The organism is Hydrogenophaga sp., from assembly GCF_030373225.1.
GTDB lineage: Bacteria > Pseudomonadota > Gammaproteobacteria > Burkholderiales > Burkholderiaceae_C > Hydrogenophaga.
In genome coordinates this window covers 115,735-139,207 of sequence record NZ_JAUCZG010000007.1, presented here as the reverse complement: position 1 = coordinate 139,207, position 23,473 = coordinate 115,735, and the positions used below count along the sequence as shown (strand labels likewise).

Annotated in this window: 28 protein-coding genes; 20 read left to right on the top strand and 8 right to left on the bottom strand. The window is 69.0% G+C overall.

The annotated features are described in order from the left end of the window. The coding region (locus QUV35_RS06340) for a hypothetical protein (protein ID WP_300871692.1) at positions 1 to 185 on the bottom strand (185 nt) is incomplete at its 3' end. On the opposite strand from QUV35_RS06340, the gene QUV35_RS06335 reads away from it, so the two are divergent. The 6 genes from QUV35_RS06335 to QUV35_RS06310 all read left to right on the top strand — a co-directional run bounded on the left by QUV35_RS06335 (position 168) and on the right by QUV35_RS06310 (position 5,056). Continuing rightward, positions 168 to 878: an FCD domain-containing protein gene (locus tag QUV35_RS06335; protein ID WP_300871690.1), complete on the top strand. Its 711-nt coding sequence runs from the start codon at positions 168 to 170 to the stop codon at positions 876 to 878. The two genes, QUV35_RS06340 and QUV35_RS06335, sit on opposite strands and share 18 nt — an antisense overlap. A 34-nt stretch (positions 879 to 912) precedes the next feature. Then, entirely contained in the window at positions 913 to 1,461 is a 549-nt protein-coding gene (locus QUV35_RS06330) for a VOC family protein (protein ID WP_300871688.1), read from the top strand. A gap of 44 nt (positions 1,462 to 1,505) precedes the next feature. Then, entirely contained in the window at positions 1,506 to 2,369 is an 864-nt protein-coding gene (locus QUV35_RS06325) for a fumarylacetoacetate hydrolase family protein (protein WP_300871687.1), read from the top strand. Between the two features lie 9 nt (positions 2,370 to 2,378). Then, positions 2,379 to 3,374 carry a zinc-dependent alcohol dehydrogenase family protein gene (locus QUV35_RS06320; protein WP_300871685.1) on the top strand — a complete coding sequence of 332 codons (996 nt, stop codon included), beginning with the start codon at positions 2,379 to 2,381 and terminating at the stop codon, positions 3,372 to 3,374. A 99-nt stretch (positions 3,375 to 3,473) separates the two neighbouring features. Continuing rightward, a complete protein-coding gene (locus QUV35_RS06315; protein WP_300871699.1) occupies positions 3,474 to 4,424 on the top strand; it encodes a tripartite tricarboxylate transporter substrate binding protein in 951 nt (316 codons plus the stop codon). Between the two features lie 53 nt (positions 4,425 to 4,477). Then, positions 4,478 to 5,056, top strand: coding sequence for an amino acid synthesis family protein (locus QUV35_RS06310; RefSeq protein ID WP_300871683.1), 579 nt, complete (start codon positions 4,478 to 4,480; stop codon positions 5,054 to 5,056). Positions 5,057 to 5,083: 27 nt separating this feature from the next. On the opposite strand, the gene phnE (QUV35_RS06305) is transcribed toward QUV35_RS06310, so the two are convergent. From phnE (QUV35_RS06305) to QUV35_RS06295, 3 genes are read right to left on the bottom strand one after another with little or no spacing between them, the layout of a single operon-like run. Next, entirely contained in the window at positions 5,084 to 5,890 is an 807-nt protein-coding gene (gene phnE, locus QUV35_RS06305; RefSeq protein ID WP_300871682.1) for a phosphonate ABC transporter, permease protein PhnE, read from the bottom strand. Next, a complete protein-coding gene (locus tag QUV35_RS06300; RefSeq protein ID WP_300871680.1) occupies positions 5,841 to 6,716 on the bottom strand; it encodes a phosphonate ABC transporter ATP-binding protein in 876 nt (291 codons plus the stop codon). Before QUV35_RS06300 ends, phnE (QUV35_RS06305) begins: the two co-directional genes overlap by 50 nt. A gap of 36 nt (positions 6,717 to 6,752) precedes the next feature. Continuing rightward, positions 6,753 to 7,631 (bottom strand): PhnD/SsuA/transferrin family substrate-binding protein, encoded by an 879-nt coding sequence (locus QUV35_RS06295; protein ID WP_300871678.1) that lies wholly within the window; start codon positions 7,629 to 7,631, stop codon positions 6,753 to 6,755. 173 nt (positions 7,632 to 7,804) lie between these two features. Here QUV35_RS06295 and QUV35_RS06290 point away from each other — a divergent pair, with 173 nt between their 5' ends. Continuing rightward, the gene (locus QUV35_RS06290) at positions 7,805 to 9,037 is read left to right on the top strand and encodes an alpha-D-ribose 1-methylphosphonate 5-triphosphate diphosphatase (RefSeq protein WP_300871677.1); all 1,233 of its coding nucleotides are present in this window, start codon (positions 7,805 to 7,807) and stop codon (positions 9,035 to 9,037) included. 2 nt (positions 9,038 to 9,039) lie between these two features. Beyond that, positions 9,040 to 9,867 (top strand): endonuclease/exonuclease/phosphatase family protein, encoded by an 828-nt coding sequence (locus QUV35_RS06285; RefSeq protein WP_300871675.1) that lies wholly within the window; start codon positions 9,040 to 9,042, stop codon positions 9,865 to 9,867. On the opposite strand, the gene phnN is transcribed toward QUV35_RS06285, so the two are convergent. Genes phnN through phnF form a run of 3 tightly spaced genes read right to left on the bottom strand, consistent with a single transcriptional unit; the run spans position 9,824 to position 11,821 of the window. Further along, a complete protein-coding gene (phnN, locus tag QUV35_RS06280; protein ID WP_300871673.1) occupies positions 9,824 to 10,384 on the bottom strand; it encodes a phosphonate metabolism protein/1,5-bisphosphokinase (PRPP-forming) PhnN in 561 nt (186 codons plus the stop codon). The two genes, QUV35_RS06285 and phnN, sit on opposite strands and share 44 nt — an antisense overlap. After that, entirely contained in the window at positions 10,381 to 11,088 is a 708-nt protein-coding gene (locus QUV35_RS06275) for a DUF1045 domain-containing protein (RefSeq protein ID WP_300871672.1), read from the bottom strand. Before QUV35_RS06275 ends, phnN begins: the two co-directional genes overlap by 4 nt. After that, positions 11,078 to 11,821, bottom strand: coding sequence for a phosphonate metabolism transcriptional regulator PhnF (gene phnF / locus QUV35_RS06270; protein WP_300871670.1), 744 nt, complete (start codon positions 11,819 to 11,821; stop codon positions 11,078 to 11,080). Before phnF ends, QUV35_RS06275 begins: the two co-directional genes overlap by 11 nt. 73 nt (positions 11,822 to 11,894) lie before the next feature. Between phnF and phnG the strand changes: the two genes are divergently transcribed. The 12 genes from phnG (at position 11,895) to QUV35_RS06210 (ending at position 22,161) form a co-directional block, all read left to right on the top strand. Next, the gene (gene phnG / locus QUV35_RS06265; protein ID WP_300871668.1) at positions 11,895 to 12,392 is read left to right on the top strand and encodes a phosphonate C-P lyase system protein PhnG; all 498 of its coding nucleotides are present in this window, start codon (positions 11,895 to 11,897) and stop codon (positions 12,390 to 12,392) included. Beyond that, positions 12,389 to 13,009, top strand: a complete 621-nt coding sequence (gene phnH, locus QUV35_RS06260) for a phosphonate C-P lyase system protein PhnH (RefSeq protein ID WP_300871667.1) — start codon at positions 12,389 to 12,391, stop codon at positions 13,007 to 13,009. The genes phnG and phnH overlap by 4 nt, the downstream gene beginning before the upstream one ends. Before the next feature lies 1 nt (position 13,010). Continuing rightward, a complete protein-coding gene (locus QUV35_RS06255) occupies positions 13,011 to 14,111 on the top strand; it encodes a carbon-phosphorus lyase complex subunit PhnI (protein ID WP_300871666.1) in 1,101 nt (366 codons plus the stop codon). Continuing rightward, a complete protein-coding gene (locus QUV35_RS06250) occupies positions 14,108 to 15,019 on the top strand; it encodes an alpha-D-ribose 1-methylphosphonate 5-phosphate C-P-lyase PhnJ (RefSeq protein WP_300871665.1) in 912 nt (303 codons plus the stop codon). The genes QUV35_RS06255 and QUV35_RS06250 overlap by 4 nt, the downstream gene beginning before the upstream one ends. After that, entirely contained in the window at positions 15,016 to 15,813 is a 798-nt protein-coding gene (gene phnK / locus QUV35_RS06245) for a phosphonate C-P lyase system protein PhnK (RefSeq protein WP_300871663.1), read from the top strand. The genes QUV35_RS06250 and phnK overlap by 4 nt, the downstream gene beginning before the upstream one ends. Further along, on the top strand, positions 15,810 to 16,523 hold the full coding sequence (gene phnL, locus QUV35_RS06240; protein ID WP_300871662.1) for a phosphonate C-P lyase system protein PhnL: 714 nt from the start codon (positions 15,810 to 15,812) through the stop codon (positions 16,521 to 16,523). Before phnK ends, phnL begins: the two co-directional genes overlap by 4 nt. Further along, positions 16,520 to 17,668, top strand: a complete 1,149-nt coding sequence (locus tag QUV35_RS06235; RefSeq protein WP_300871661.1) for an alpha-D-ribose 1-methylphosphonate 5-triphosphate diphosphatase — start codon at positions 16,520 to 16,522, stop codon at positions 17,666 to 17,668. Before phnL ends, QUV35_RS06235 begins: the two co-directional genes overlap by 4 nt. 94 nt (positions 17,669 to 17,762) lie before the next feature. After that, entirely contained in the window at positions 17,763 to 18,620 is an 858-nt protein-coding gene (gene phnC, locus QUV35_RS06230; protein ID WP_300871659.1) for a phosphonate ABC transporter ATP-binding protein, read from the top strand. Positions 18,621 to 18,672: 52 nt separating this feature from the next. Beyond that, the gene (phnD, locus tag QUV35_RS06225; protein ID WP_300871658.1) at positions 18,673 to 19,617 is read left to right on the top strand and encodes a phosphonate ABC transporter substrate-binding protein; all 945 of its coding nucleotides are present in this window, start codon (positions 18,673 to 18,675) and stop codon (positions 19,615 to 19,617) included. An 18-nt stretch (positions 19,618 to 19,635) separates the two neighbouring features. Next, positions 19,636 to 20,442 (top strand): phosphonate ABC transporter, permease protein PhnE, encoded by an 807-nt coding sequence (phnE, locus tag QUV35_RS06220; RefSeq protein ID WP_300871657.1) that lies wholly within the window; start codon positions 19,636 to 19,638, stop codon positions 20,440 to 20,442. 14 nt (positions 20,443 to 20,456) lie between these two features. Beyond that, positions 20,457 to 21,014, top strand: coding sequence for an HD domain-containing protein (locus QUV35_RS06215; RefSeq protein WP_300871656.1), 558 nt, complete (start codon positions 20,457 to 20,459; stop codon positions 21,012 to 21,014). A 151-nt stretch (positions 21,015 to 21,165) separates the two neighbouring features. Further along, positions 21,166 to 22,161, top strand: a complete 996-nt coding sequence (locus QUV35_RS06210) for a 3'-5' exonuclease (protein WP_300871655.1) — start codon at positions 21,166 to 21,168, stop codon at positions 22,159 to 22,161. Between the two features lie 9 nt (positions 22,162 to 22,170). Here the strand turns inward: QUV35_RS06210 and QUV35_RS06205 are convergent, their stop codons facing one another. After that, a complete protein-coding gene (locus QUV35_RS06205) occupies positions 22,171 to 23,427 on the bottom strand; it encodes an MFS transporter (RefSeq protein ID WP_300871653.1) in 1,257 nt (418 codons plus the stop codon). Between the last annotated feature and the right edge of the window lie 46 nt (positions 23,428 to 23,473).

The following is a 23,473-nucleotide window of genomic DNA, read 5'->3' as shown; positions in this document are numbered from 1 at the left end:
GATCGCTCTCGGCCGGCATCGAGCTCTCGCGGCGCTTCTGATCCCGGCGCGGCGGGTCGCCTGAACACCGCGGCTGACCTGTTCCGAGAGCCCGCCGGCGTCGGCGGCATCGGGCCGGCCGCCGATATTTCTTGCACGATCTTCATTTTTTGCACAAAATCCACTTTGTGCAAAATATTGAACATTCCGAATCTGCCTCCCTCGCCGGCCACACCCTGTCGGAGCAGGCGTTCCTGCGTCTGCGGCGCGACGTCATCGGTGGTGCCCATGCGCCCGGTGCCAAGCTCAAGCTCGACGAGCTGCAGGAAGCCTATGGCTACTCCAGCAGTCCGCTGCGCGAGGCCCTGAACCGCCTGAGCCAGGAGGGCCTGGTCAAGGCCGATGACCGGCGCGGCTTTCGGGTGGCGGCGATCTCGTCCGAGGACCTGCACGACCTGACCCACATGCGCCTGATGGTCGAAGTCCCGGCGCTGCGCCTGGCCATCGAGCACGGCGACGAGGCCTGGGAGGCGGCGGTGGTGGCGGCCGCGCACCGACTGGAGCGTGCCGAGGCCCAGCTCGGCGATGGCCCGCAGGTGCTGGACGAAAACTGGAGCCGTCTGCACCGCGACTTCCACCTGTGCCTGCTGTCCGGCTGCCCGTCGGGGCGCCAGCGCCTGCTGTGTGCCAGCCTGTTCGACCAGGCCGAACGCTACCGACGCTTTTCGGCCCGCCACCGGGTGACCTCGCGCAGCAAGAGCCGTGAACACAAACGCCTGCTGGAGGCGGTGCTCAAGCGCGATGCAGACACCGCGTGCGCTGTGCTGTCGGAGCACACGCAGGGCACGCAGCGCAGCGTGGAAGCGGCCCTGCTGCGCATGCGCGCCAGCGCCAACTGACCCCCAAGTCCAGCCCTTTCGAGAAAGACAGCCCATGCTTTCAGTGACCCGGCCCACGCCTTCGCACTTCGGCATCTACGCCACCGATCCCGACCTGCTGGTGAATTTCTACACCCGGGTGTTCGGCCTGACGCAGACCGATCGCGGCCAGGGCAAGACCTTTCCCGTCGACCTGATCTTTCTGAGCGCCAGCCCGGACCAGCACCACCAGCTCGTGATCGCCGGCGGTCGCCCGAAAGAGGCCACCTTCAGCACGGTCATGCAGATCTCCTTCGTGGTGCCCAGCATCCAGTCGATGCGCGAGATCCGCCAAAGCGCACTGGACGCTGGCGCCACGAAGATGCGCGGGCTCAACCACGGCAATGCGCTGTCCATCTATTTCTCGGACCCCGAGGGCAACACGGTGGAGGTCTACATCGACACGCCGTACTACGTGGCCCAGCCGCACGGCGACCCGCTGGATCTCGAGAAGAGCGACGAGGAACTGATGCGCGAGACCGAGGCGATCTGCCGCGCCGACCCGACCTTCATGCCGATCGACCAGTGGAAAGCCCGCTTCGCGCAGGCGGCGCCCGACGCCTGACTCCACCCGTCTTCACCACCCCATCCCATCCATCAGGAGACTTCATGCGGCTGCTTTCATACCTTCACAACGGACAGGAGAGTTACGGCGCCGCCGTGGGCGAGAACGTCGTCAACCTCAGCCGGGCCTTCGCGCAATACCCCACGCTGGCCGACTACATCGGTGCCGGGCGCTGGCAGCAGGCGGCGCAGGACGCAGCGGGCCAGCCGGTGGACGGAGCCCTTTCCTCGATCACCTACCTGCCGGTGATTCCGCGCCCCGAGAAGATCGTCTGCGCCGTGCGCAACTACATGGACCACCACCAGGAAGTGCTGGCCGCCGGCATGCAGCGCGAGCTGACCGAAGAGCCGCCGATCTTCCTGCGCGTGTGGCGCTCGCAGGTGGCCCACGGCCAGCCGATCGTGTGCCCGCGCGTCTCCGGCTCGCTGGACTGGGAGGGCGAGCTGGCCGTGATCATCGGCAAGCCCGGGCGCGACATCCCGCAGGACAAGGCCTTCGAGCATGTGGCCGGCTACGCCTGCTACAACGACGGCAGCGTGCGCGAGTGGCAGTTTCATGCCAAACAGATCGCCTCGGGCAAGAACTTCGAAGCCACCGGCGGCTTCGGCCCCTGGATGGTGACCGCCGACGAGATCGAGCCCAACGCCGAGCTCAAGCTCGAAGTGCGGCTCAACGGCACGGTGGTGCAGTCCAGCCACACCGGCCACATGATCTTCCCCATTGCCAAGCTCATCAGCTACGCCTCCACCATCTTCACCCTGGTGCCCGGCGATGTGATCGCCACCGGCACACCGGCCGGTGTGGGCTGGAGCCGCAAGCCGCAGTGGTTCATGAAACCTGGCGATGTGTGCGAGGTCGAGATCGAGCGCGTCGGCACGCTGGTCAATCCGGTCGTGGCCCAGGACTGAGCGAAGCCCGTGCAGGCGATCCAGGTCCACACGCCGGGCGGTCCCGATGCGCTGCAGCTGGTCTCGCTGCCGGAGCCGCAGGCCGAGGTCGGCACGGTGCGTGTGCGGGCCCAGGCGATCGGCGTGGGACGACCCGACGCGCTGATCCGCGCCGGCACCTACAAATGGATGCCGCCGCTGCCCGCCATTCCCGGTGCCGAGCTGGCCGGTGTGGTGGACCAGGTGGGCCCGGGTGTGACGCAGTGGGCCGTGGGTGACCGGGTGCTGGTCAGTGCGCGCGATCTGCCACAGCGCGGCGGCTGTTATGTGCAGGCCATCGTCGTGCCCGAAGCCGCGCCCTACCGCCTGCCCGAGGCGATCGCCTTCGCCGACGCGGTCAGCCTGCCCAACCTGCAGCTGGCCCGGGCGCTGCTGCTGGGGCTCAACGGTGGCCGGGCCGACGCCCGCAGCGTGCTCATCACCGGTGCCTCCGGCGGGGTGGCCACCATGCTGGCCCAGCTCGCGCGGCACCACCAGATGCGCACCCTGGGCACGGCCCGCACCGCCGACAAGCGCAGCCATGCGCTCACACAGGGTTTTGATGCGGTGCTCGACCCCGCGTTGACCGACCTGCCGCAGCGCGTGAAGGCGCTCACCGACGGCGTGGGTGTCGATCTGGCGCTGGACCCGATCGGTGGCCAGACCTTCATCGACTGTCTGCACAGCCTGGCGCCGCTGGGCACCGCGGTCTCCTACAACATCGTCGCCGGCCCGCCCGCGCAGGATGTGTTCGCCACCCTGCGCAGCCTGCTCGGGCGCAGCCTGGCGGTGCGCTGCTTCTCCATGCACACCTTCGACGAAGACACCGGGCGCCGGCGCGCGCTGATGCAGGGTGCCATCGACCTGATGGCGGCCGGCCATGTGCGCGCGCCCGCCCCCACCCTGCTGCCGTTGACCGAAGCCCGCCAGGCCCATGTCCTGCTGGACGCGGGTCTGGTCACCGGAAAGATCGTGCTGCAACCCTGACCCGATTTCCAACCCGCGGAACAAAGGCACGGCACAGACCGTGGCGACCGCTTCTTCCACCACCCGCAAAGGAGACATTCCATGCAACGCAGACATTTGATGCAGGCCGGCGCCGCCCTGGCCGTCACGCCCTGGTTCCCGGCCCACGCCGAGACCTATCCGGAGCGTCCCATCCGCATGCTCCAGGGCTTTGCCCCGGGCGGCAACGCCGACAACATCGCACGTGTCATCGGCATGGAGATCGGCAAGACGCTGGGCCAGCCGATCGTGGTGGAGTCACAAAGCGGCGCGGGCGGCACGCTGGCCGCGGGAACCGTGGCGCGCGCCAAACCCGATGGCTACACCCTGCTGCTGGCCACCGGTGGCCACGCGGTCGCCGGCGCGCTCTACAACTCGCTGCCCTACCGCACGGTGCAGGACTTCGACGCCGTCTCCACCCTCACCTTCTTCCCCTTCCTGGTGGTGACCAACGCCGAGTCGAAGTTCAAGAGCTTTGCCGACGTGCTGGCGGCGGCCCGCGCCGCGCCCGGCTCCGTCGCCTACGGCACCGCCGGCATCGGCTCCACGCACCACCTCGCGGGCGAACTGCTGGCCAGGATGGCCGGCGTGCAGATGCTGCACGTGCCGTACCGGGGCGACTCGGCTTCGCTGACCGCGCTGCTTGCGGGCGATGTGCCCATCATCATCGCGCCGCCCACGGCCGTGCTGTCCAACATCAAGGGCGGCAAACTGCGCGCGCTGGCCGCCACCGGACCACAGCGCTGGCCCGGTCTGCCCGAGGTGCCCACCGTCGCCGAGCAGGGCGTGGCAGGTTACGACGTGCGCTCGTGGGCCGGCGTGATGGCCCCGGCCGGGCTGCCCAAACCGGTGCTCGACCGGCTCAACGCCGAGATCAACAAGGCCCTGCAGTTGCCGGCGGTGAAGGCCCGCCTGGAGGAGATGGGGGGTGAGGCCCGTGGCAGCACACCCGACGAGATGAAAACCCTGGTGGCCAACGAAACCCAGCGCTGGTCGCAGGTGGTGGCCGACGCCAAAATTCCCAAACAATGAGCGGCGCCCGCCTGCGCTGAACCCTTCCCCCAGCTCCCATCCCCCTGCACACCATGTCATTGATCGAAATCCGCAAGCGCAGCCTGACCATCGAAACCATCTACCACGAGGGGGGGCCGCCAGCGGCGGTTCCGCTGAAGCTGGCAGCGGCTTGCGCGGTCATCCGCAACCCTTATGCGGGGCACTACGAGCCCGACCTGCTGCCGTTCATGGCCGAGCTGCGCAGCCTGGGCACGCTGCTGGCCGAGGAACTGGTGGGCACCCTGGGGCGCGAGCAGGTGGAGGTGTACAGCAAGGCCGCCATCGTGGGCGTGAACGGGGAGCTCGAACACGCCGCTGTCTGGCACGAGGCCGGTGGCTGGGCCATGCGCGCGGTGCTGGGCGAGCCCAAGGCGATTGTTCCTGCGTCCAAGGCCGTGGCCGCCACCGGCTACCGGCTGATGGTGCCCCTGCACTACATTCACGCCGCCTACGTGCGCAGCCACTACAACAGCATGGAAATCGGCATCCAGGACGCGCCGCGCCCGAACGAGATCCTGTTTGCCCTCGTGATGGGAACCGGGGGGCGCATCCACGCTCGCCTGGGCGGCCTGAGCAAGGACAAGGTGTCGGTGCACGACGGCCAGCGCTGAGCTCGCCCGGGCGGGTGCTCGCCGGTCTCAGAGAACCCGTCTGCGCAGAACGGCACTCACCCGTTCGACCACCAGCACCAGCGCGAAGATGGCCAGGATGATGGTGGCTGCCTCGTCGTAGCTGAACAGGTCCATGGCGACCTTGAGCTCGATGCCGATGCCACCCGCGCCGACCAATCCCAGGATCACCGAGGATCGCGTGGCCTTCTCCAGGCTGAACAGCGAGGTGTTGATGAACGAGGGCAGTGCCGCGGGGATCACGGCGCACATGATGATCGACGGTTTGCTCGCGCCCATGGCCGAGAGCGCCTCCTGCGGGCCGCGGTCGACTTCTTCCATGGCTTCGGCGAAGAAGCGGCCGCAAAACCCGATCTTGTCCACGATCAGAGCCAGCGTGCCGGCGAACGGACCGAGCCCGACCGACACCACGAACAGCAGCGCCCACACCAGATCGGGCACGGTGCGAAAGAAGGCGATCAGGGTGCGCGCGGCGTGGTAGACGGCCGGGTGGGGCGACAGGTGCGGTGTCGCCAGCACGGCGATGGGCACGCTCAGCAGCACGCCGACCACCGTTCCCACCAGCGCCATCTGAAAGGTCTCCAGCAAGGCGCGCCCCACCGCCTCCAGCCGCGCCGTCGAGGGGGGAAGCATCTCGCCCACCAGCCGGCCCATCTGTGGAAATCCCTCGAAGAAGTCGGTCAGCGACACACCCGTGCCCTTGAGCGCCCACAGGAAGAACGCGGCGGCAACAGTGCAGGCCACGAAGGCGCCCGCGCTCATGCGCTCAAAGCGTGGCGGCAAGGCGTGTGTCGGCAGCGGGGTTGGCGATGTCATACAGACTTCTGAGGGCGGTTGCATCGGTCCGGGCGGACGGGGTGTCCTTGACGATGCGCCCGCGGTTGAGGGCGATCACTCGGTCTGCATAACGCAGCGCATGGCTCAGATCGTGCGAGGTGAACAGGAGGGTCAGGCCATCGCGCTTCACGAGGCTGGCAAAGAGTCCCATCACCTCGTCACCCGAGACCGGGTCCAGGCTGGCGGCGGGCTCGTCGGCCACCAGAAAGCGCGGGCGCTGCATCAGCGCACGTGCCACGGCCACCCGCTGGGACTGCCCACCCGAGAGGTGATCGGCTCGCTTGAGCGCGTGGTCGGCGAGGCCCACCCGCTCCAGGCAGTGCATGGCCTCGTCGCGCAGGTGGCGCGGCGCCGTGCCCTGGAACCAGGCCCGGCCGGGTGGGGTGCGGGTCAGTGCGCCGTGCAGCACGTTGGACAGCGCCGACAGGCGGGGCACCAGGTTGTGCTTCTGGAACACGAAGCCCACCTGGGCGCGCAGCCCGCGCAGACCGCTGGCGGTCTGCGCCTGCAGCGACTGCCCGAACAACTGCACGCTGCCCTGGTCGGGCGCGATCAGGTGCATGCAGCAGCGCAGCAGCGTGGACTTGCCCGCGCCGTTGGAGCCGATCAACGCCACCGACTGGCCGGCGGGCACCGAAAAGCAGATGTCGGCGAGCACCGGTGCACCCGGCGAGAAGGCCTTGCCCACACCGCGCACCACGAGGTCGGGCCAGACGCCACCGGGCGGCGGTGACCCGTCCGGCGCGGCGGATGCACCGGAACCCTGCGGCATGAAGCCGACCACCTGGGCGTCGTGGAGGACCATGGACCTGTGCTCGCTGGCCAATGCGTTGCGAGCCACTCAGTCGCCCACGAAGGTGGCGAACTGCGGCTGGCCGATGGTGGCGTACATCTTGCGCACGTAGTTGTAGTCGCTGTCGGCGACGGTGGGGATGAAGGCCATGCCGCGGAACTTCTGGTTTTCGTCGGGGCCGAGCAGCACCGCGTTGATGAGCGCCTCGCTGTTCTCGCTGAACACCTTCTTCATGTTGGCCACCACCGCATCGGGCACATGGGCGCCGGCCAGCAACACATCGTTGGGCAGGTCGCGGCCGCGCGCGATCACCTTGAACACCACGTCGGGAAACTTCTTGCTCAGACCGGGCAGGTCGGTGCGGTTGATGCCGATGGCGGCCACGTCGCCGCGCTTCATGGCTTCCACCGCCACGTTGCGGTTGATGTGCATCACCTGCAGGTCGCGCTGCGGCTGCAGGCCGAGGTCGGCCAGCACCTGGATCGGGGCGAGGTGGCGCGAGGTCGAGCCCACGTCACCCAGGGCCACCTTTCTGCCCTTGAGGTCGTCCACGCCGTCCACGCCGGAACCCACCAGCGTCACCACCGAGCCGTAGTACTCCGGACGGCTGAAGCCCACGACCAGCTTGGCGTCGGTGCGCTTCTTGAACACCACGTATTCGGCCGGGCCGGTCAGCACAAGATCGATCTTCTTCGCGTTCAGTGCCTCCACCGCTGCGGTGCGGTTGGGCACCGGGAACAGCTCGACCTTCAGGCCCGATTTTTCGGACAGGATTTTCTGGAACGGCGCGTACTCGCGCTGCAGGTTCTCCAGACCCACGATGTCGGTCACGGCAATGCGCAGGGTTTGTGCGCTGGCGCCCAGCGCAGTGGCTGCGCACAGCGTGAAGGTCGCCAGCAGGCGGGTTGCTCGGAACATTGATTTCATGGGGGTTTTCTCCAAGTTGGTTAGACAACTTCGTGAGGTTCGTCGCTGCGCGTGACACCGGCGTGCAGCGGCCATGAAGTTTTCATGACAGAGTCGCACGGCGGGTGTGCGTCGTCGTTCTGTCATCTGCGGACGGCACCATGGCGTTTTAAGTTGTCTAGACAGGAGATGGCATGTTGAACCGACACAGCCGGGCGATCGTTGGCGGCAGGACGCTGTTGCCGACAGGGTTTGAAGATGGCGCCGTCGTGGTGATCGAAGACGGTGTGATCACCGACATCACCGACGGTACGCGGGGTCACCCGGTGCTCGACGCGGGCGGACGTCTGGTGCTGCCGGGCATGATCGATCTGCATGGCGACGCCTTCGAGCGCCAGCTCATGCCGCGACCCGGCGTGCATTTCGACATGCGCCTGGCGCTGGCCGACACCGACCGGCAACTGGTGGCCAACGGCATCTCCACCGCCTTCCATGGGGTGACCCATTCGTGGGAGCCGGGCTTGCGCAGCCGCGACAGCCTGGTGGCGCTGATGGAAGCGCTGGAGGCGGTGCGTCCGCACCTGGCCTGCGACACCCGCTTGCACCTGCGCCAGGAGACCTTCAACCTGGACGGCGAAGCCGACGCCCTGCGCTGGCTGGCGCAGGGCCGGGTGGCGCTGCTGGCGTTCAACGACCACATGGCCGACATCGTGAAGAAGATGGACAACCCGCTGGAGGCCATGACCGTGCTGCAGCGAACCGGCCTGGGCGCCGAGGCGCTGGGCCGGCTGGCGCGGCAGGTGGCCTCGCGCGCCGGCGAGGTGCCCGCCTCCATCGGCCGCCTGGCCGCAGCGGCGGTGGTCGCCGGAGTCCCGCAGGCCTCGCACGACGACCCCACGCCACAGGTCCGCCACGATTACCAGGCCTTGTCATGCAGCATCTCGGAGTTCCCCAAGAACCGCGAGACCGCCCGAGCCGCGCGCGCACTGGGCAACCACGTGGTGATGGGTTCGCCGAACGTGGTGCGCGGTGGCAGCCACCAGAGCCATGCTGTCGGTGCCGCCACGCTGGTGGCCGAAGGCCTGTGCACCGTGCTCACCTCCGACTACTACTACCCTGCCATGCTGCAGGCTCCGTTCCGGCTGGCGCTCGACGGTGCCTGTGGCTTCCCCCAGGCCTGGGCGCTGGTGTCGGCCAACGCCGCGGATGCCGCCCGGCTGCACGACCGGGGGCAGCTCGCGGTGGGCATGCGGGCCGATGTGCTGGTGGTGGAGCCGCCGGCCGAGATGCCGGCGCGGGTGACGCTGCACCTGGCGGCGGGTCGTCTGGTGCACGCTGCACAGGAGTCGGCCCTGGCCCGTTCTCCGGCGTCCCGTCAGCGCGCGACGGTGCCGGTTTCCGAAGCGGTGGGCTGGGTCGAACCCTGAGCATGGCCAGCTTCAGCCTGCTCACGATCAACAGCTGGAAGTGCGACGGGGCCTACGCCCAGCGCATGCGGCTGCTGGCGCAGGGGCTGATCGACCTGGCACCCGACGTGGTGGCCCTGCAGGAGGCCTTCACGGCCGGGGACGGCAGCGCCGACACGGCTGCCCGTCTGGCTGCGGCGACCGGCCTGCGCGCGCTGCAGGCGCCGGCCCGGCCGCGGCTGCGCTGGCTGGACGGTCGTGAGGTTCCCAGTTTTTCCGGTCAGGCCGTGTTGACCCGGCTGGCGGTGCAGCACGCGCAGAGCCTGACCCTGCCTTCCAGCGACGCCGATGGCGGTCGGGTGGCCCAGGTGGTGCAGTTGCAGCTGGGCGGCTACAGCGTCACCGTGGCCAACGTCCACCTCAGCCACGTCGGCGGGGCCTGTGGTGATGCCTTGCGCCAGCGCCAGCTGCGCTCGGTGCTGGATCACCTCGACCAGATCGGGCCGCGCTCGCTGACCGTGGTCTGTGGCGATTTCAATGCGCCCCTGAGCTCGCCCGCGCTCAGCGCATTCATGGGTGCGCCGTGGCACCTGCAGGACAGTTTTGCGCTCGCCGCCCAGCCGCGCGAACCCACGCATGTCGACGGGTCGGGCCACGGCCAGGTGCTGGACCACGTGCTGGTGGTGCCCGGGCTGTGCCTTGCCAGGGTGGAGGTCACGTCCGCCGCCACCGTGCTGCGCGCCGATCGACCCGACGGCCGCGGCATCGCGCCCAGCGACCACAGCGCCCTGCAGGTCGGCTGGCGACTCAGCCCGGCTGCAGGGCCGCGGCCGGAAACAGGTGGGCCTTGAGTTGCCGTCCGGCGCTGGCCAGGTCGTCGTCGTTGGTGATGCAGAACGCACCGGCCGGCGGCGCGAATGCCACGGCCCGCTGCAGGCGTGCCTCCACCTCGGCGCCCGATTCGCGACGTCGCGCGGCCAGTCGCTCGCGCAACACTTCGGTGCTGGCCTGCAGGTGAATCGCACTCAGACCGGGGTAGTGCTGTTGCGCCACGGGCAGGTGGGCCCGCGACCCACTGACCAGCACCCAGGCCCCGGTGGTCAGCGCCGCCAGTTCATGCCTTCGAATGCCGTAGTGCAGGCCGTTTGCAGACCAGTGCAGGGCAAACGCCTGCGCGCGCAACAGCTCGGCAAATGCCGTGGTGTCCACCGCCTCGTCTCCTTCGACGCCGGCCATGGAAGGCCGCGTGACGGTGCGCCGGGCCAGCTGGATGTCGGTGTGCGCGGGCGGATGCTGCACCAGCCAGTGCAGCAGGCTGTCCTTGCCCGCCCCGGAGGGCCCCACCACATAGACCAGGCGATGGTTCATGCCGCCAGCTCCCAGTGCCGGTGCAGCCGGAAATCGGCCCCGGGGCCGGGCTCGATGAAGACCGCGATGCTCTCCAGCCTGACCGGCGGCAGCGGGTCGAACAAGTCGATCGCCGCCTGCACCACGGCGTGGCGGGATTCGTTGTCCAGCGCGTCCAGCGGCCCGGTCAGGGAACAATGGAAGCGGAACTGGTCGAACACCCAGGGATAGCCCCAGCGCTGCAGCAGCGCGTCCTGGTGCGCCGTGAGCGGCGCGCGCCGTCGGCGCTGCAATTCGTCGGCCGAGAGCGGCTGGCTCAGGGGGTGCAGCGTCTGCACGCAGGCCGCGGCCAGCGCGTTCGCAGCCACTGCTTCCTGCTGCGGGCGCAAGGCCAGGAACTGGCCGAGGGGCTCCACCCGCAGCGCAGGCATCGGACTGGCGCAAAAGCGCCCGGCCAGCGCCTGCAGCGCAGCGTCCAGGTCGTTCAGGTCGGTGCCCTCGCGCAGGCGAAAGGGGGGCTTCAGCGTGGCGTGCCAGCCGTAGCGGCGCGGCTCGGCCGTGAGCGACGCGAAGCGGTCGCCCGCGATGCCCGGGACAACGGGCTGCGGCGGCCGTTCCCCGGTGGCGGCATCGCGGCCGAGCCAGCGGCAGCCGGCCTGCCACAGCGCGCTCCCGGGCCGGGGTGCCCAGTACAGCGCGACGCGGTGTGGCGTTTCATTCACCATCGTGGTTCACCGTCAGCGTGACCCGGTCACCGGCGAACCAGGTTTCGGCGTATTCGATCGGCAGGCCCTGCATGTCGGTGTTGACCTTGGTGACGTACAGCGCCGGTCGCGCCGTGCCCTGGCGCAGATGACCCGCGATGCGCGCATCGGGCAGGCGCGCGCTGATGCGGCTCTCGTGCCGGATGTAGTCGTTCACGCCGAGGGCGGTGAACGCGGCCGTGATCGACCCGCTCTCGCGCACCCCGTCGGCCAGGCCTTGAAAGCGGGGCAGCGGAAAGTAGCGGTCGCTCACGTGCAGCGGCTGGCCCGCACCTTCGCCGAGCACCAGCAGGTGCAGCACAGGGCTGCGCGGGGCCACCTGCAGCGCACGCGCCTGGTCGGCGGTGGCGCGCACGCGCTCGTCGTGCAGCACCCGCAGGCCACCGCGCAAACCCGCCTGGGCCAGGTTCTGCCGGTGCCGCGTGCGCTTGCCGATCGCCAGATCGACCGCGAAATCCTCGACATAGGTGCCGCTGCCCTGTTCGGCGCGCACCAGGCCTCGCTGCACCAGCGCCGCCAGCGAACGGCGGATGGTGTGTCGGTTCACGCCGAAGCGCTCGGCCAGCGAGTGCTCGGAAGGCAGGCGCTGGCCCGGCGGGTACACGCCCTGGCCGATCGCCTGGGCGATCTCGTTGGCGATGTGGGTCCAGAAGTGTTCGCCGGTCTCGATGGTGTGGGTCGACGGGTTTGTCATGAAAGCTACATCTGTTGGGCCTACGCTGGCGGCATCGACAAGTTGTCTATACAAGTGACAGGGTAACACCGCGATGTTTCACGCTTTTGACAACAGCGGGCCCAACCGGCCGCTGCCACGCCCCGACTGGATGGCCCTGCTGGCGCGCGCGCCACTGGCGCTGCTGGAGAACTCGGTGGCCACCCACCTCGGTCCCGGCGTGCACTGGCTGCGCCGCCCCGAGACCGGTTTGATGATGGTCCAGGGCCGGGTGGGGGGCACGGCAGAGCGCTTCAACCTCGGCGAGATCACCGTCACCCGGTGCGCGCTGCGGCTGGAGGGCGCCCCAGCCGGCGTGGCCTGGGTGATGGGGCGCGATGCACGGCGCTGCACCCTGGCCGCGGTGGCCGATGCCTTGCTGCAGGATCCCCGGCACACCGACGCGCTTGATGCACGCCTGCTGCAGCCGGTCAGAGAACACCTGCAACAGCTGGCCAGCGAGCGCGCGGCGCGCGCGCAGAGCACCCGGGTCGACTTTTTCACCATGGTGCGCGAGTCCGACGGCGGCGCCGATGCAGGGGATGACGCATGAGCGCCGATGCACTTCAAGACATGCGGGCCGGCTTCTCCAGCGAAGCCCTGGGCAGCCAGGCGGTGTTCCGTGTGGCGCTGCACGCGCTGTCCCATCCGGGCCGGATCCTGCCCATGCCGATCGAGGCCGAGTGTCCGGGCGGTGGTCACGGCGCCGCCGCGGTGCTGCTGCTGGCGCTGCTCGATGCCGATTGCACGCTCTGGCTCTCTCCCCGCCTGGCCGCTTCGCCCACCGCGGCCTGGCTGCGCTTTCACACCGGTTGCCGCTGCGTCGAGGCGGCGGCCGGGGCGCAATTCGTTTGGGTGGCGCAGGGCGACACCGTGCCCGATCTGGCCACGCTGGCGCAAGGCACCGATGTCGATCCGCAGGGCTCGGCCACGCTGGTGCTGGAGCTGGCAGCGTTCCAGGGCGACGAACGCCTGAGCCTGAGCGGTCCGGGCATCCAGACCGTCCAGGGGCTGGACGTCACCGGCCTGCCCCCGGGCTTTGTTGCGCAGTGGGCGGCCAACCACGCGGCCTTTCCGCGTGGCGTTGACGTCTACCTGACCACCCTGGATGCGATCTGTGGTCTGCCGCGGACCGTCCACATCAACGCCGGCTCGCCGGTGGAGGCCTGACATGTACGTTGCCGTCAAGGGCGGGGAAACCGCCATCCTCAACAGCTACCGGCTGCTCGACCGCCAGCGCCGGGGCGACCCGGCGTTGCCCGAGCTCGAGGTGGCGCAGATCCGCTCGCAGCTCAAGCTGGCGGTGGACCGTGTGATGGCCGAAGGATCGGTGTACGACCCCGAGCTCGCGGCGCTGGCCATCAAGCAGGCCAGCGGCGATCTGGTGGAGGCGATCTTTCTGCTGCGGGCCTACCGCGCGACCTTGCCGCGCCTGGGCACCACCTGCCCGCTGGACAGCGCTCGCATGCAGCTGGAGCGGCGCATCTCGGCCACCTTCAAGGACCTGCCCGGCGGGCAACTGCTGGGCCCCACGCACGACTACACCCAGCGCCTGCTGGACTTCGCGCTGCTGGCCGAAGGCGCGGTGGCGCCTGCTGCGCAGCCGGCACCGGCGCCGCTGGCCGACGTGCCGCGGGTGATCGACCTGTTGAACCAGGAAGGGCTGATCGAGCGCAGCCCGCCGCCCGCAGAAGACCCGATGCCGTGCGACCTCACGCGCGAACCGCTGCGCTTTCCCGCCGACCGGGCCACGCGCCTGCAGAACCTGGCGCGTGCCGACGAAGGTTTCCTGCTCGCCATGGCGTACTCGACCCAGCGCGGCTATGCACACACCCATCCGTTCGTGGGCGAGTTGCGGGTGGGGCAGGTGGAGCTGGTGGTGGAACCGGAGGAGCTGGGGTTTGCGATCTCCATCGGCGATCTCGAAATCACCGAGTGCGAGATGGTCAACCAGTTCGCCGGCAGCGCCAGCGAGCCCCCCACGTTCACCCGCGGTTACGGGCTGGCGTTCGGCCACAGCGAGCGCAAGGCCATGGCCATGAGCCTGGTCGACCGTGCGTTGCGGGCCGAAGAACTCGGCGAAATGGTCGAGTCGCCGGCACAGATGCCCGAGTTCGTGCTCTCGCACAGCGACAGCCTGGAGGCCTCGGGCTTCGTGCAGCACCTGAAGCTGCCGCATTACGTCGACTTTCAGGCCGAGCTCGCGCTGGTGCGCCAGATGCGCGCCGAGGCCCTGACCCGCGCACCGCGCCCCGAGGAGAGCCAGCCATGAACGCGCCCATCGATCCGTCCACCTTCAGCGCGGTCGCACCCACCGGGGTACCCACCGAGGCGGGGGTGAATTACGCCTACCTCGACGAGCGCACCAAGCGCATGATCCGCCGCGCCATTCTCAAGGCGGTGGCCATCCCGGGGCACCAGGTTCCCTTCGGTTCGCGCGAGATGCCGCTGCCGTATGGCTGGGGCACGGGCGGCATCCAGGTCACGGCCGCCGTGATCGGCCCGGGCGACACCCTCAAGGTGATCGACCAGGGGTCCGACGACACCGTCAATGCGGTCAACATCCGCCGTTTCTTCCAGCGCACCGCGGGGGTGGCCACCACCACGCGCACGCGCCAGGCCAGCGTCATCCAGACGCGTCACCGCATTCCGGAGACGCCGCTGGCCGAGGGCCAGATCCTGGTGTACCAGGTGCCGGTGCCCGAGCCCATGCAGCGGCTCGAACCCCGGGCCACCGAGACGCGCACCCTGCACGCGCTCGCGGAGTACGGGCTGATGCACGTCAAGCTCTATGAGGACATCGCGCGCCACGGCCACATCGCCACCACCTACGACTACCCCGTCATGGTCAACGGGCGCTACCTCATGGCGCCGTCGCCGATCCCCAAGTTCGACAACCCCAAGCTGCACATGAACCCCGCGCTGCAACTCTTCGGCGCCGGTCGGGAAAAACGCATCTACGCGGTGCCGCCTTACACGCCCGTGGAAAGCCTGGCGTTCGACGACCACCCGTTCGAGGTGCAGACATGGGACACCGCCTGCGCTCTGTGCGGCGCGACCGATTCGTTCCTGGACGAAATCATCACCAGCGACAGCGGCGACCGCATGCACGTGTGCTCGGACTCGGACCACTGCCAGGAGCGGCGCGCCGCCAGCGAAACCCCTCAGGACCCCACATGACCACCCTTCCTCCTTCGTCCTCCAGCCTGCCGCTCCTGCGCGTGCGCCGGGTTGGCCAGCACTACGGTTCGCGCGTGGCGCTGCAGGACGCCTCTTTCGACCTGTGGCCCGGTGAAGTGCTGGCCGTGGTCGGTGAGTCGGGTTCGGGCAAGACCACGCTGCTCAACGCCATCGCGGCACGCCACCGGCCCGGCGCCGGGACGGTGGAGTTCCAGGCGCGCGACGGGCACATGCACGACGTGCACCGCCTGAGCGAAGCGCAGCAGCGGTTGCTCGCCCGCACCGACTGGGGCTTCGTGCACCAGAACCCGGCCGAAGGCCTGCGCATGGATGTCTCGGCCGGTGCCAACGTGGGCGAGCGCCTCATGGGTCTGGGGGAGCGCCACTACGGACGCCTGCGCCGCACCGCCATGGACTGGCTGGCCCGGGTCGAGATCGATCCGGCGCGCATCGACGACATTCCCCGCACCTTCTCCGGCGGCATGCGCCAGCGCCTGCAGATCGCACGCAACCTGGTCACCCACCCGCGGCTGGTGTTCATGGACGAGCCCACCTCGGGGCTGGACGTGTCGGTGCAGGCGCGCCTGCTCGACCTGTTGCGCCAGCTCGGCCAGCAGATGCAACTGGCGGTGGTGATCGTCACGCACGATCTGGCCGTGGCCCGCCTGCTGGCCCACCGCATGGTCGTCATGCAGCAGGGCCGCATCGTGGAGACCGGACTCACCGACCAGGTGCTGGACGACCCGCAACACCCCTACACCCAGCTCCTCGTCTCGTCTGTCCTGCAGCCATGAACACCACCACCCCACCCATGCTCGAGCTGTGCGGCGTGAGCAAGACCTTCACCCTGCACCATCAGCAGGGGACCGAACTCCATGTCCTCGAGGCGGTCGACCTGCGGGTGAGCGCCGGTGAATGCGTGGTGCTCGACGGTCCGTCCGGGCAGGGCAAGAGCACCCTGCTCAAGCTCATCTATGCGAACTACCTTGCCACCGACGGACGCATCCTCCTGCGTCCGCCCGGCGAGCCCGAGCTGGACCTGACCGCGGCCGAGGCGAGGTCGCTGGTGCGCATCCGCCGCGACACCGTGGGCTATGTCAGCCAGTTCCTGCGTGTGATCCCGCGCGTGCCCGCGCTCGACGTGGTGGCCGAGCCGCTGGTCGAGGCCGGCGTGGAGCTGGAGGCCGCCCGCGCGACGGCGCGCCGCTGGCTGCAACGCCTGCGCATTCCCGAGTCCCTGTGGTCGCTGCCGCCGGCCACCTTCTCCGGTGGTGAGCAGCAGCGGGTGAACATCGCCCGCAACATGATCCGCCAGCGCCCGCTGTTGTTGCTGGACGAGCCCACCGCATCGCTGGACGCGGCCAACACGGCCACCGTGATCGAGCTGATTCGCGAAGCGGTGCAGGCCGGTTCGGCCGTGATCGGCATCTTTCACGACCGCGCTGTCGGCGATGCGGTGGCCACCCGCCACGTGGACGTGGCCAGCTTCCGGAGAGCCGCATGAGCGCCGCCTTCCGCAACGCCCGGCTGGTGCTTGCCGACCGGGTGATGCCGGGCAGCCTGGCCGTCAGGGACGGGCGGATCGACAGCATCGACACCGATGTGGTGCTGGCCTCGGCCATCGATTGCGAGGGCGACTACCTGATGCCGGGCCTGGTGGAGATGCACACCGACAACTTCGAGCGCCATCTCATGCCACGCCCGAAGGTGCAGTGGGCCACGCTGCCGGCCCTCATCGCGCACGACGCCGAAGTGGCGGCGGCCGGCATCACCACGGTGTTCGACGCGCTCGGCGTGGGTGATGCCGATCCCGAGAGCCTGCGCGGCAGCACCTGGCACTCGGTGGTGGACACCATCGACCACGCGGGCCGCAGCGGCCTGCTGCGGGCCGACCACCACCTGCACGTGCGCTGCGAGCTGCCGGCGCCCAACACCATCGAACTGTTCGGGCCCTTCCAGGGCCATGAACGCCTGTCGCTGATCTCGCTCATGGACCACACACCGGGCCAGCGCCAGTGGGAGGACATCGAACAGGCCCGCACCTACTTCACCGGCAAGAAGGGCTGGAGCGAGGACAAGTTCCAGCGCCAGCTGGCCTTGTCGGCCGAGCTGCAGGCGCGGTACGCCGCGCCGCACCGTGCCTGGTTCGTGGACCACTGCCGCGACAACGGCATCGCGCTGGCCAGCCACGACGACACCACCGAAGGCCATGTGGCCCAGGCGCACGCGGAAGGCGCGAGCATGTCGGAGTTTCCGACCACCGTCACGGCCGCACGCGCCGCCCACCAACGTGGCCTGTTGACCGTGATGGGCGGGCCGAACGTGGTGCGCGGCGGCTCCCACTCCGGCAACGTCGCGGCGGCCGAGCTGGCCCGCGCGGGGCTGCTCAACATCCTCTCGAGCGACTATGTGCCGGGCAGCCTGCTGGGCGCCGCCTTGCGGCTGGCGCACGACGGCCTGGCCACGCTGCCCGAAGCGGTGGCCATGGTGTCGTTGAACCCGGCACGCGCGACCGGCCTGCACGACCGCGGCGCGCTGCAGCCCGGCCTGCGCGCCGACCTGATCCAGGTTCGGCTGGTGGACCTGCCCGACGGTTCGCAGCACGGTGTGGTGCGCGCCGTCTGGCGTGAAGGACGGCGCGTCCTTTGATCGCTTGTCGCGAAAGCTTCCCCGGCGCGTCAAGAAACTGTCACGCCAGCTTTCGACACTGGCTTGTCTAGACATATTTTTTGGAGGTCGCGACATGAGCCTGCGGATCCGCAACCTTGACAAGCACTTCGGCAACGGCAAGCACGCCTTGTGCAACATCAACCTGGAGATCGGCCAGGGAGAGATGGTGGCCCTGATCGGTGCCTCCGGCTCCGGCAAGTCCACCTTGCTGCGCCACATCGCCGGATTGATGCCCTCGGATGCAGGCGGCGATGCCTGCATCGAGGTCAACGGACAGTGCGTGCAGCGCGCCGGCCAGATCCAGCGCGACGTGCGGCGCACGCGTGCCGGCATCGGCTTCGTGTTCCAGCAGTTCAACCTGGTCGACCGCCTGCCGGTGCTGGTCAACGTGCTGGTGGGGCGGCTGCACCAGATGCCCTGGTGGCGCGCGGTCACACGCCTCTTCACCGTCCGCGAACGGGCCCTGGCGCTGGAAGCACTGGACCGGGTGGGCATCGCCGACTGCCATGCCCAGCGCGCCTCCACCCTGTCGGGCGGACAACAGCAGCGCGCTGCCATCGCGCGCACCCTGGTGCAGGGCGCGCGGGTGGTGCTGGCCGACGAACCCATTGCATCGCTCGATCCCGAGTCTTCGCGCAACGTGATGGAGATCCTTTCGCGCATCTGCCGCGAGGACGGCTGCACCGTCGTGGTGTCCCTGCATCAGGTGGACATGGCGCGCCGCTTCTGCACGCGCACCGTCGCCCTGCACCAGGGCCGCGTGGTGTTCGACGGGCCGTCTGCCCAGCTCACGACGGCGCTGCTGCGCGATCTCTACGGCATGCAGGCCGACGAAATCCTCAACGGCAGCGAAAGCGTGCACACCGGCGTGACGCGACTGCCCACCGCACCCGCTGCCCCCTGGGTGCAGCCGATTCCGCAGGCTGCCTGAACAGCGCCTTCTTTCGTCCCTTTCTTTTCCATCCAACCCACTGGAGCCACCCATGATCCAACGCGCCCTGGTCGCGCTCGCCGCCGGCCTCACCTTCACCCTGGCACATGCCCAGGAGATCAACTTCGGCATCATTTCCACCGAGTCCACGCAGAACCTCAAGGCCGACTGGCAACCGCTGCTCGACGACATGGAAAAGCAGACCGGCCTGAAGATCAAGGCCTTCTTCGCCCCCGACTACGCCGGCATCATCGAAGGCATGCGCTTCAACAAGGTGCAGGTGGCATGGCTGGGCAACAAGTCGGCGATGGAAGCGGTGGACCGCGCCAATGGCGAGGTGTTCGCGCAGATGGTCAATGCCGACGGTACGCAGGGCTATTACTCGCACTTTGTGGTGCACAAGGACAGCCCGCTGGCCTCGCTCGACGACGTGCTCAAGAACGGCAAGTCGCTGAGCTTCGGCAACGGTGACCCGAACTCCACCAGCGGCTTTCTCGTGCCGGGCTACTACGTGTTCGCAAAGAACAAGATCGACGCCAAGACGCACTTCAAGACCGTTCGCAGCGCCAACCACGAAACCAACGCACTGGCCGTGGCCAACAAGCAGGTCGACGTGGCCGTGACCAACAGCGAGACCCTGGGCAAGATCCAGGAGCGCCAGCCCGAGAAGGCAAAGACCATCCGGGTGATCTGGACCTCGCCGCTGATTCCCCTGGACCCGCTGGTGCTGAACAAGGGCGTGCCCGAGGCCACCAAGCAGAAGATTCGGACCTTCTTCGTCAGCTACGCCAAGACCGACGAGCGTGAAAAAGCCATCGTGATGAAGCTCTCCAAGCTGTCCGGCTTCAAGGCGTCGAACAACGACCAGCTGATCCCGATCCGCCAGCTCGACCTGTTCGGCAAGCGCACCAAGATCGAGTCGGATGGCACCTTGAGCGACGCCGACAAGAAGGCGCAGATCGCCGCCATCGACCAGCAGCTGGCCGCCTTGAACTGACCGTTGACGGCCGCCACCATGAACACCCTGACCCATCCCAAGTGGCAGACCCTGGCGCAGACCGCCGCGCCCAAGCATGGCCTGGCCTGGTATGCGTCATGGGGTGTGCTGCTGGCCTTGCTCGCGGCGTCCTGGAACGGTGCCGACATGCGCCCCATGGCCTTGTGGCGCGACTCGGGCAACATGGCGACCTACGCCTCCGAGTTCTTCCCGCCCAACTTCGCGGACTGGCGCATCTACGTCACCGAGATGGTGATCACCCTGCAGATCGCGCTGTGGGGCACCGCGCTGGCGGTGGTCACCGCCGTGCCGCTGTCGCTGCTGGCCTCCAGCAACATCGCGCCGTGGTGGGTGCACCAGCCGGTGCGCCGTCTGCTCGATTCGTTTCGCGCGATCAACGAAATGGTGTTCGCCATGCTGTTCGTGGTGGCCGTTGGTCTGGGGCCGTTTGCGGGTGTGCTGGCCTTGTGGATCCACACCACCGGCACCCTGGCCAAGCTGTTCTCCGAAGCGGTCGAGGCGATCGACCCCCAGCCGGTGGAGGGCATCCGCTCGACCGGCGCCAGCGCACTGCACGAAATTGTCTACGGCGTGATCCCGCAGGTGATGCCGCTGTGGATCTCGTACACGCTGTACCGGTTCGAGGCCAACGTGCGCTCCGCGTCGGTGGTGGGCATGGTGGGTGCCGGTGGCATCGGGGTGGTGCTGTGGGAAATCATTCGCGGTTTTCAGTACCCTGAAACCTGCGCCGTGATGATCATCATCGTGGTCACCGTGAGCGCCATCGACCTGGTGTCGGCCCGCATCCGCAAGATCGCGGTCTAGCAGGAGGCGCGACCATGACCCTGGATGACATCGAGGCCGTGCTGTTGCGCGAGGGTGCCGCGCGTTACGGGCGCGAGTCCGTCAGCCAGCTCGATCACGCCCTGCAATGCGCCCACCTCGCCGAGCAGGCCGCAGAATCCCCGGCGACCATTGCCGCCGCCCTGCTGCACGATCTGGGACACCTGGTCCGGCCGCCGCAGGAAGGCATGGGCGGCGCAGCGCCGGATTCCCGCGACGACCTGCACCAGTTCATCGCGCTGCCGTTCCTGCGCGCCACCTTCGACGACGCCGTGCTGGAGCCGATCCGGCTGCATGTCGATGCCAAGCGTTATCTGTGCCACGCCGATCCCGCCTACCTGGGCACACTGTCTGCGGCCTCGGTGCACAGCCTGCGGCTGCAGGGGGGTGTTTTCGCGGCCGGGGAAGCCGCCGCCTTCGTGCGCCAGCCCCATGCGCCAACGGCGGTGCGCTTGCGCCGCTACGACGATCTGGCCAAGGTGCCTGGTGCCCGCACGCCGTCGCTCGGTCACTTTCTCGAGCGGATGCGCGCCCTGGTGCTGCCTGCCGGCTGAAGCGCCTGGTTTCGCGCTGCCTGCGCCACCGTGCTGGCGCTTCCTGCCCAATGCCGGGTACCCTGCGGGGCTGGCCGTTCGCCGTGATGGCTGGACGGCGCCACGATCAGCCGCGGCTGACTCCCCCCGACCCCATGAGCAGGCCTCGCCGATGAACCAGTCCAGTTTCCTGTTTGACGCACCACCTTCGCCCTCTTCACCACCGGCCACGCCTCCCGACGCCGCGCCCGCCCTGGCGTTGCCCCCGCTGGAGGACATGGCCCGCCGACTGGAGCAGGACCCCGATTACCGTGTGCTGCGGCGGCTGGTTCCGCGCGCCGACTTCGGGCCTGCGCCGCCCGAGCCGCTCGTTCGCCGCGTGCTGGTGCTCGATACCGAAACCACCGGGCTGGTGCACCAGACGGACAAGATCATCGAACTGGCCATGCTGCTGGTGCAGGTGGACGCCCACAGCGGGCTGCCGTTCGGGCCGGTGGAGGTGTTCGAGGGGTTTGAAGACCCCGGCATGCCGATTCCGGCGGTGGCCAAAGAGGTGACGGGCATCAGCGACGAGATGGTGCAGGGCCAGCGGCTGGACGACGCGAGCGTCGAGGCAATGGTGGCTCGCGCCGACCTGATCGTGGCCCACAACGCCGGCTTCGACCGCCCGTTCGTGGAGGCGCGGTTCCCCGTGTTCGCCGGCAAGGCCTGGGCCTGCTCGTTTGCCGACATCGACTGGAAAGCGGCCGGCGCCGCCTCGGCCAGGCTCGGCGCGCTGCTGCTGGACCACGGCTGGTTTTTCGATGCCCACCGTGCCCAGGTGGACTGCCACGCCTTGCTGCAGCTGCTCGCCCGGCCACCCGGCAGCAGCCCGGTCACCGGCCTGTCGCTGCTGATCAGCGCCGCTGCCTTGCCCAGCTTCAAGCTGCGCGCCACCGGATCGCCCTTCGAGTCCAAGGACGTGCTCAAGGCCCGGGGCTACCGGTGGGATGCCGAGGCCCGCGTCTGGAGCTGCACCCTGCCTGACCCGGCGCGACTGGAGGCGGAACTCGAATGGCTCAAGGCCGAGGTGTATGGCCGGCGCAGCGCGCGGGTCGATGTCGAGGCCCTGGACAGCCTGGTGCGGTACTCGGCGCGCCCGGGCGTGCTGTCGCAGCGAGCGTTGTGAGCCGGCGCCTCAGCCGGCGCCAGCGCCCGCCAGCCGCGCGCGCCCGATGCGCCGCACCCGGAAGTACAGCCACGATGCGATGCTCATGTTGAGCAGGTTCCAGGCGATGCCGTTGAGAAAGGCCGCGTCGTAGCTGCCGGTCAGGTCGAACACCCAGCCCGACATCCATCCGCCCAGCGCCATGCCCACCAGCGTGGCCATGATCACCGCGCCCACCCGCGCGCCGGCCTCGTTGGGCGGGAAATACTCGCGCACGATGATGGCGTAGGAGGGCACGATGCCGCCCTGGAACAGGCCGAACAGGGCCGCGATCAGGTAGAGCGAGACCAGGCCGTCGAATGGAATGAACAGCAGCAGCGCCACGCACTGCAGGGCCGAGCCCAGCAGCAGCGTGCGGATGCCGCCGATGCGGTCGCAGATCCAGCCCGAGATGAGGCGGCTGGCGATGCCGCAGAACAGCATGAGCGAGAGCATCTCGGCGCCGCGCGCCGCGCCATAGCCCAGGTCGGTGCAATAGGCCACGATGTGGACCTGGGGCATCGACATGGCCACGCAGCAGCCCACGCCGGCCACGCAGAGCAGGGCTTGCGCGTGGTTGGGGCTCAGGCCGAACGGACGGCTGGTGTCGGGTGCCACCTCGCCCGCGCTCACCGGCGCGGTCACCACCAGCGGCGGACGCTGGCGCATCAGGTTGGCCAGCAGGAAGATGCCGGTGCCGCAGACCAGGCCCAGGATCATGTAGGTCTGGCGCCAGCCGATGCTCTCGATGCCCCACTGCACCAGCGGCGGCCAGATGGTGCCAGCCACATAGTTGCCGCTGGCCGCAATGGCCACCGCCATGCCGCGGCGCTTGTTCCACCACAGGGCCGTGTCGGCGAGCAGCGGCGCGAAGGTGGACGAACTGCCGAGCATGCCCAGCAGCAGCCCGTGCGCCAGGCCAAAGGTCCAGATGCTGCCCGAGTACGCCGCCCAGATGAAACCACCCGCCACCGCCACCGCACCCACGCGCAGCACCGGCGTGATGCCGTGGCGGTCGGCCAGCCTGCCGGTGAACAGGCCACCGATACCCAGGCAGATCATCATCAGCGTGTAGGGCAGGGAAGCGTCGGCCCGGCCGACGCCGAACTCGGCCTGCACCGCCGGCAGCACCACCGCCACCACGTACATGCCGCTGTTGCCCAGTGTCACCAGCCCCAGCGTGGTGAGCAGGCGGCGCACGGCCACCTTCGAGTCGATCAGGCTGGGGTCGGCGGGGGTGTGGGGCATGTGCGAGATGCTACGCCGCGTCGGCGGGCGGCTTTGTCACCCGCGT

Bases quoted from the DNA above. Each gene is read 5' to 3' on its own strand.
- QUV35_RS06330 (WP_300871688.1), top strand. From the start codon at position 913: ATGCTTTCAGTGACCCGGCCCACGCCTTCGCACTTCGGCATCTACGCC.
- QUV35_RS06325 (WP_300871687.1), top strand. From the start codon at position 1,506: ATGCGGCTGCTTTCATACCTTCACAACGGACAGGAGAGTTACGGCGCC.
- QUV35_RS06315 (WP_300871699.1), top strand. From the start codon at position 3,474: ATGCAGGCCGGCGCCGCCCTGGCCGTCACGCCCTGGTTCCCGGCCCAC.
- QUV35_RS06310 (WP_300871683.1), top strand. From the start codon at position 4,478: ATGTCATTGATCGAAATCCGCAAGCGCAGCCTGACCATCGAAACCATC.
- phnE (WP_300871682.1), bottom strand. From the start codon at position 5,890: ATGACATCGCCAACCCCGCTGCCGACACACGCCTTGCCGCCACGCTTT.
- QUV35_RS06300 (WP_300871680.1), bottom strand. From the start codon at position 6,716: ATGGTCCTCCACGACGCCCAGGTGGTCGGCTTCATGCCGCAGGGTTCC.
- QUV35_RS06295 (WP_300871678.1), bottom strand. From the start codon at position 7,631: ATGAAATCAATGTTCCGAGCAACCCGCCTGCTGGCGACCTTCACGCTG.
- QUV35_RS06290 (WP_300871677.1), top strand. From the start codon at position 7,805: ATGTTGAACCGACACAGCCGGGCGATCGTTGGCGGCAGGACGCTGTTG.
- QUV35_RS06285 (WP_300871675.1), top strand. From the start codon at position 9,040: ATGGCCAGCTTCAGCCTGCTCACGATCAACAGCTGGAAGTGCGACGGG.
- phnN (WP_300871673.1), bottom strand. From the start codon at position 10,384: ATGAACCATCGCCTGGTCTATGTGGTGGGGCCCTCCGGGGCGGGCAAG.
- QUV35_RS06275 (WP_300871672.1), bottom strand. From the start codon at position 11,088: ATGGTGAATGAAACGCCACACCGCGTCGCGCTGTACTGGGCACCCCGG.
- phnF (WP_300871670.1), bottom strand. From the start codon at position 11,821: ATGACAAACCCGTCGACCCACACCATCGAGACCGGCGAACACTTCTGG.
- phnG (WP_300871668.1), top strand. From the start codon at position 11,895: ATGTTTCACGCTTTTGACAACAGCGGGCCCAACCGGCCGCTGCCACGC.
- phnH (WP_300871667.1), top strand. From the start codon at position 12,389: ATGAGCGCCGATGCACTTCAAGACATGCGGGCCGGCTTCTCCAGCGAA.
- QUV35_RS06255 (WP_300871666.1), top strand. From the start codon at position 13,011: ATGTACGTTGCCGTCAAGGGCGGGGAAACCGCCATCCTCAACAGCTAC.
- QUV35_RS06250 (WP_300871665.1), top strand. From the start codon at position 14,108: ATGAACGCGCCCATCGATCCGTCCACCTTCAGCGCGGTCGCACCCACC.
- phnK (WP_300871663.1), top strand. From the start codon at position 15,016: ATGACCACCCTTCCTCCTTCGTCCTCCAGCCTGCCGCTCCTGCGCGTG.
- phnL (WP_300871662.1), top strand. From the start codon at position 15,810: ATGAACACCACCACCCCACCCATGCTCGAGCTGTGCGGCGTGAGCAAG.
- QUV35_RS06235 (WP_300871661.1), top strand. From the start codon at position 16,520: ATGAGCGCCGCCTTCCGCAACGCCCGGCTGGTGCTTGCCGACCGGGTG.
- phnC (WP_300871659.1), top strand. From the start codon at position 17,763: ATGAGCCTGCGGATCCGCAACCTTGACAAGCACTTCGGCAACGGCAAG.
- phnD (WP_300871658.1), top strand. From the start codon at position 18,673: ATGATCCAACGCGCCCTGGTCGCGCTCGCCGCCGGCCTCACCTTCACC.
- phnE (WP_300871657.1), top strand. From the start codon at position 19,636: ATGAACACCCTGACCCATCCCAAGTGGCAGACCCTGGCGCAGACCGCC.
- QUV35_RS06215 (WP_300871656.1), top strand. From the start codon at position 20,457: ATGACCCTGGATGACATCGAGGCCGTGCTGTTGCGCGAGGGTGCCGCG.
- QUV35_RS06210 (WP_300871655.1), top strand. From the start codon at position 21,166: ATGAACCAGTCCAGTTTCCTGTTTGACGCACCACCTTCGCCCTCTTCA.
- QUV35_RS06205 (WP_300871653.1), bottom strand. From the start codon at position 23,427: ATGCCCCACACCCCCGCCGACCCCAGCCTGATCGACTCGAAGGTGGCC.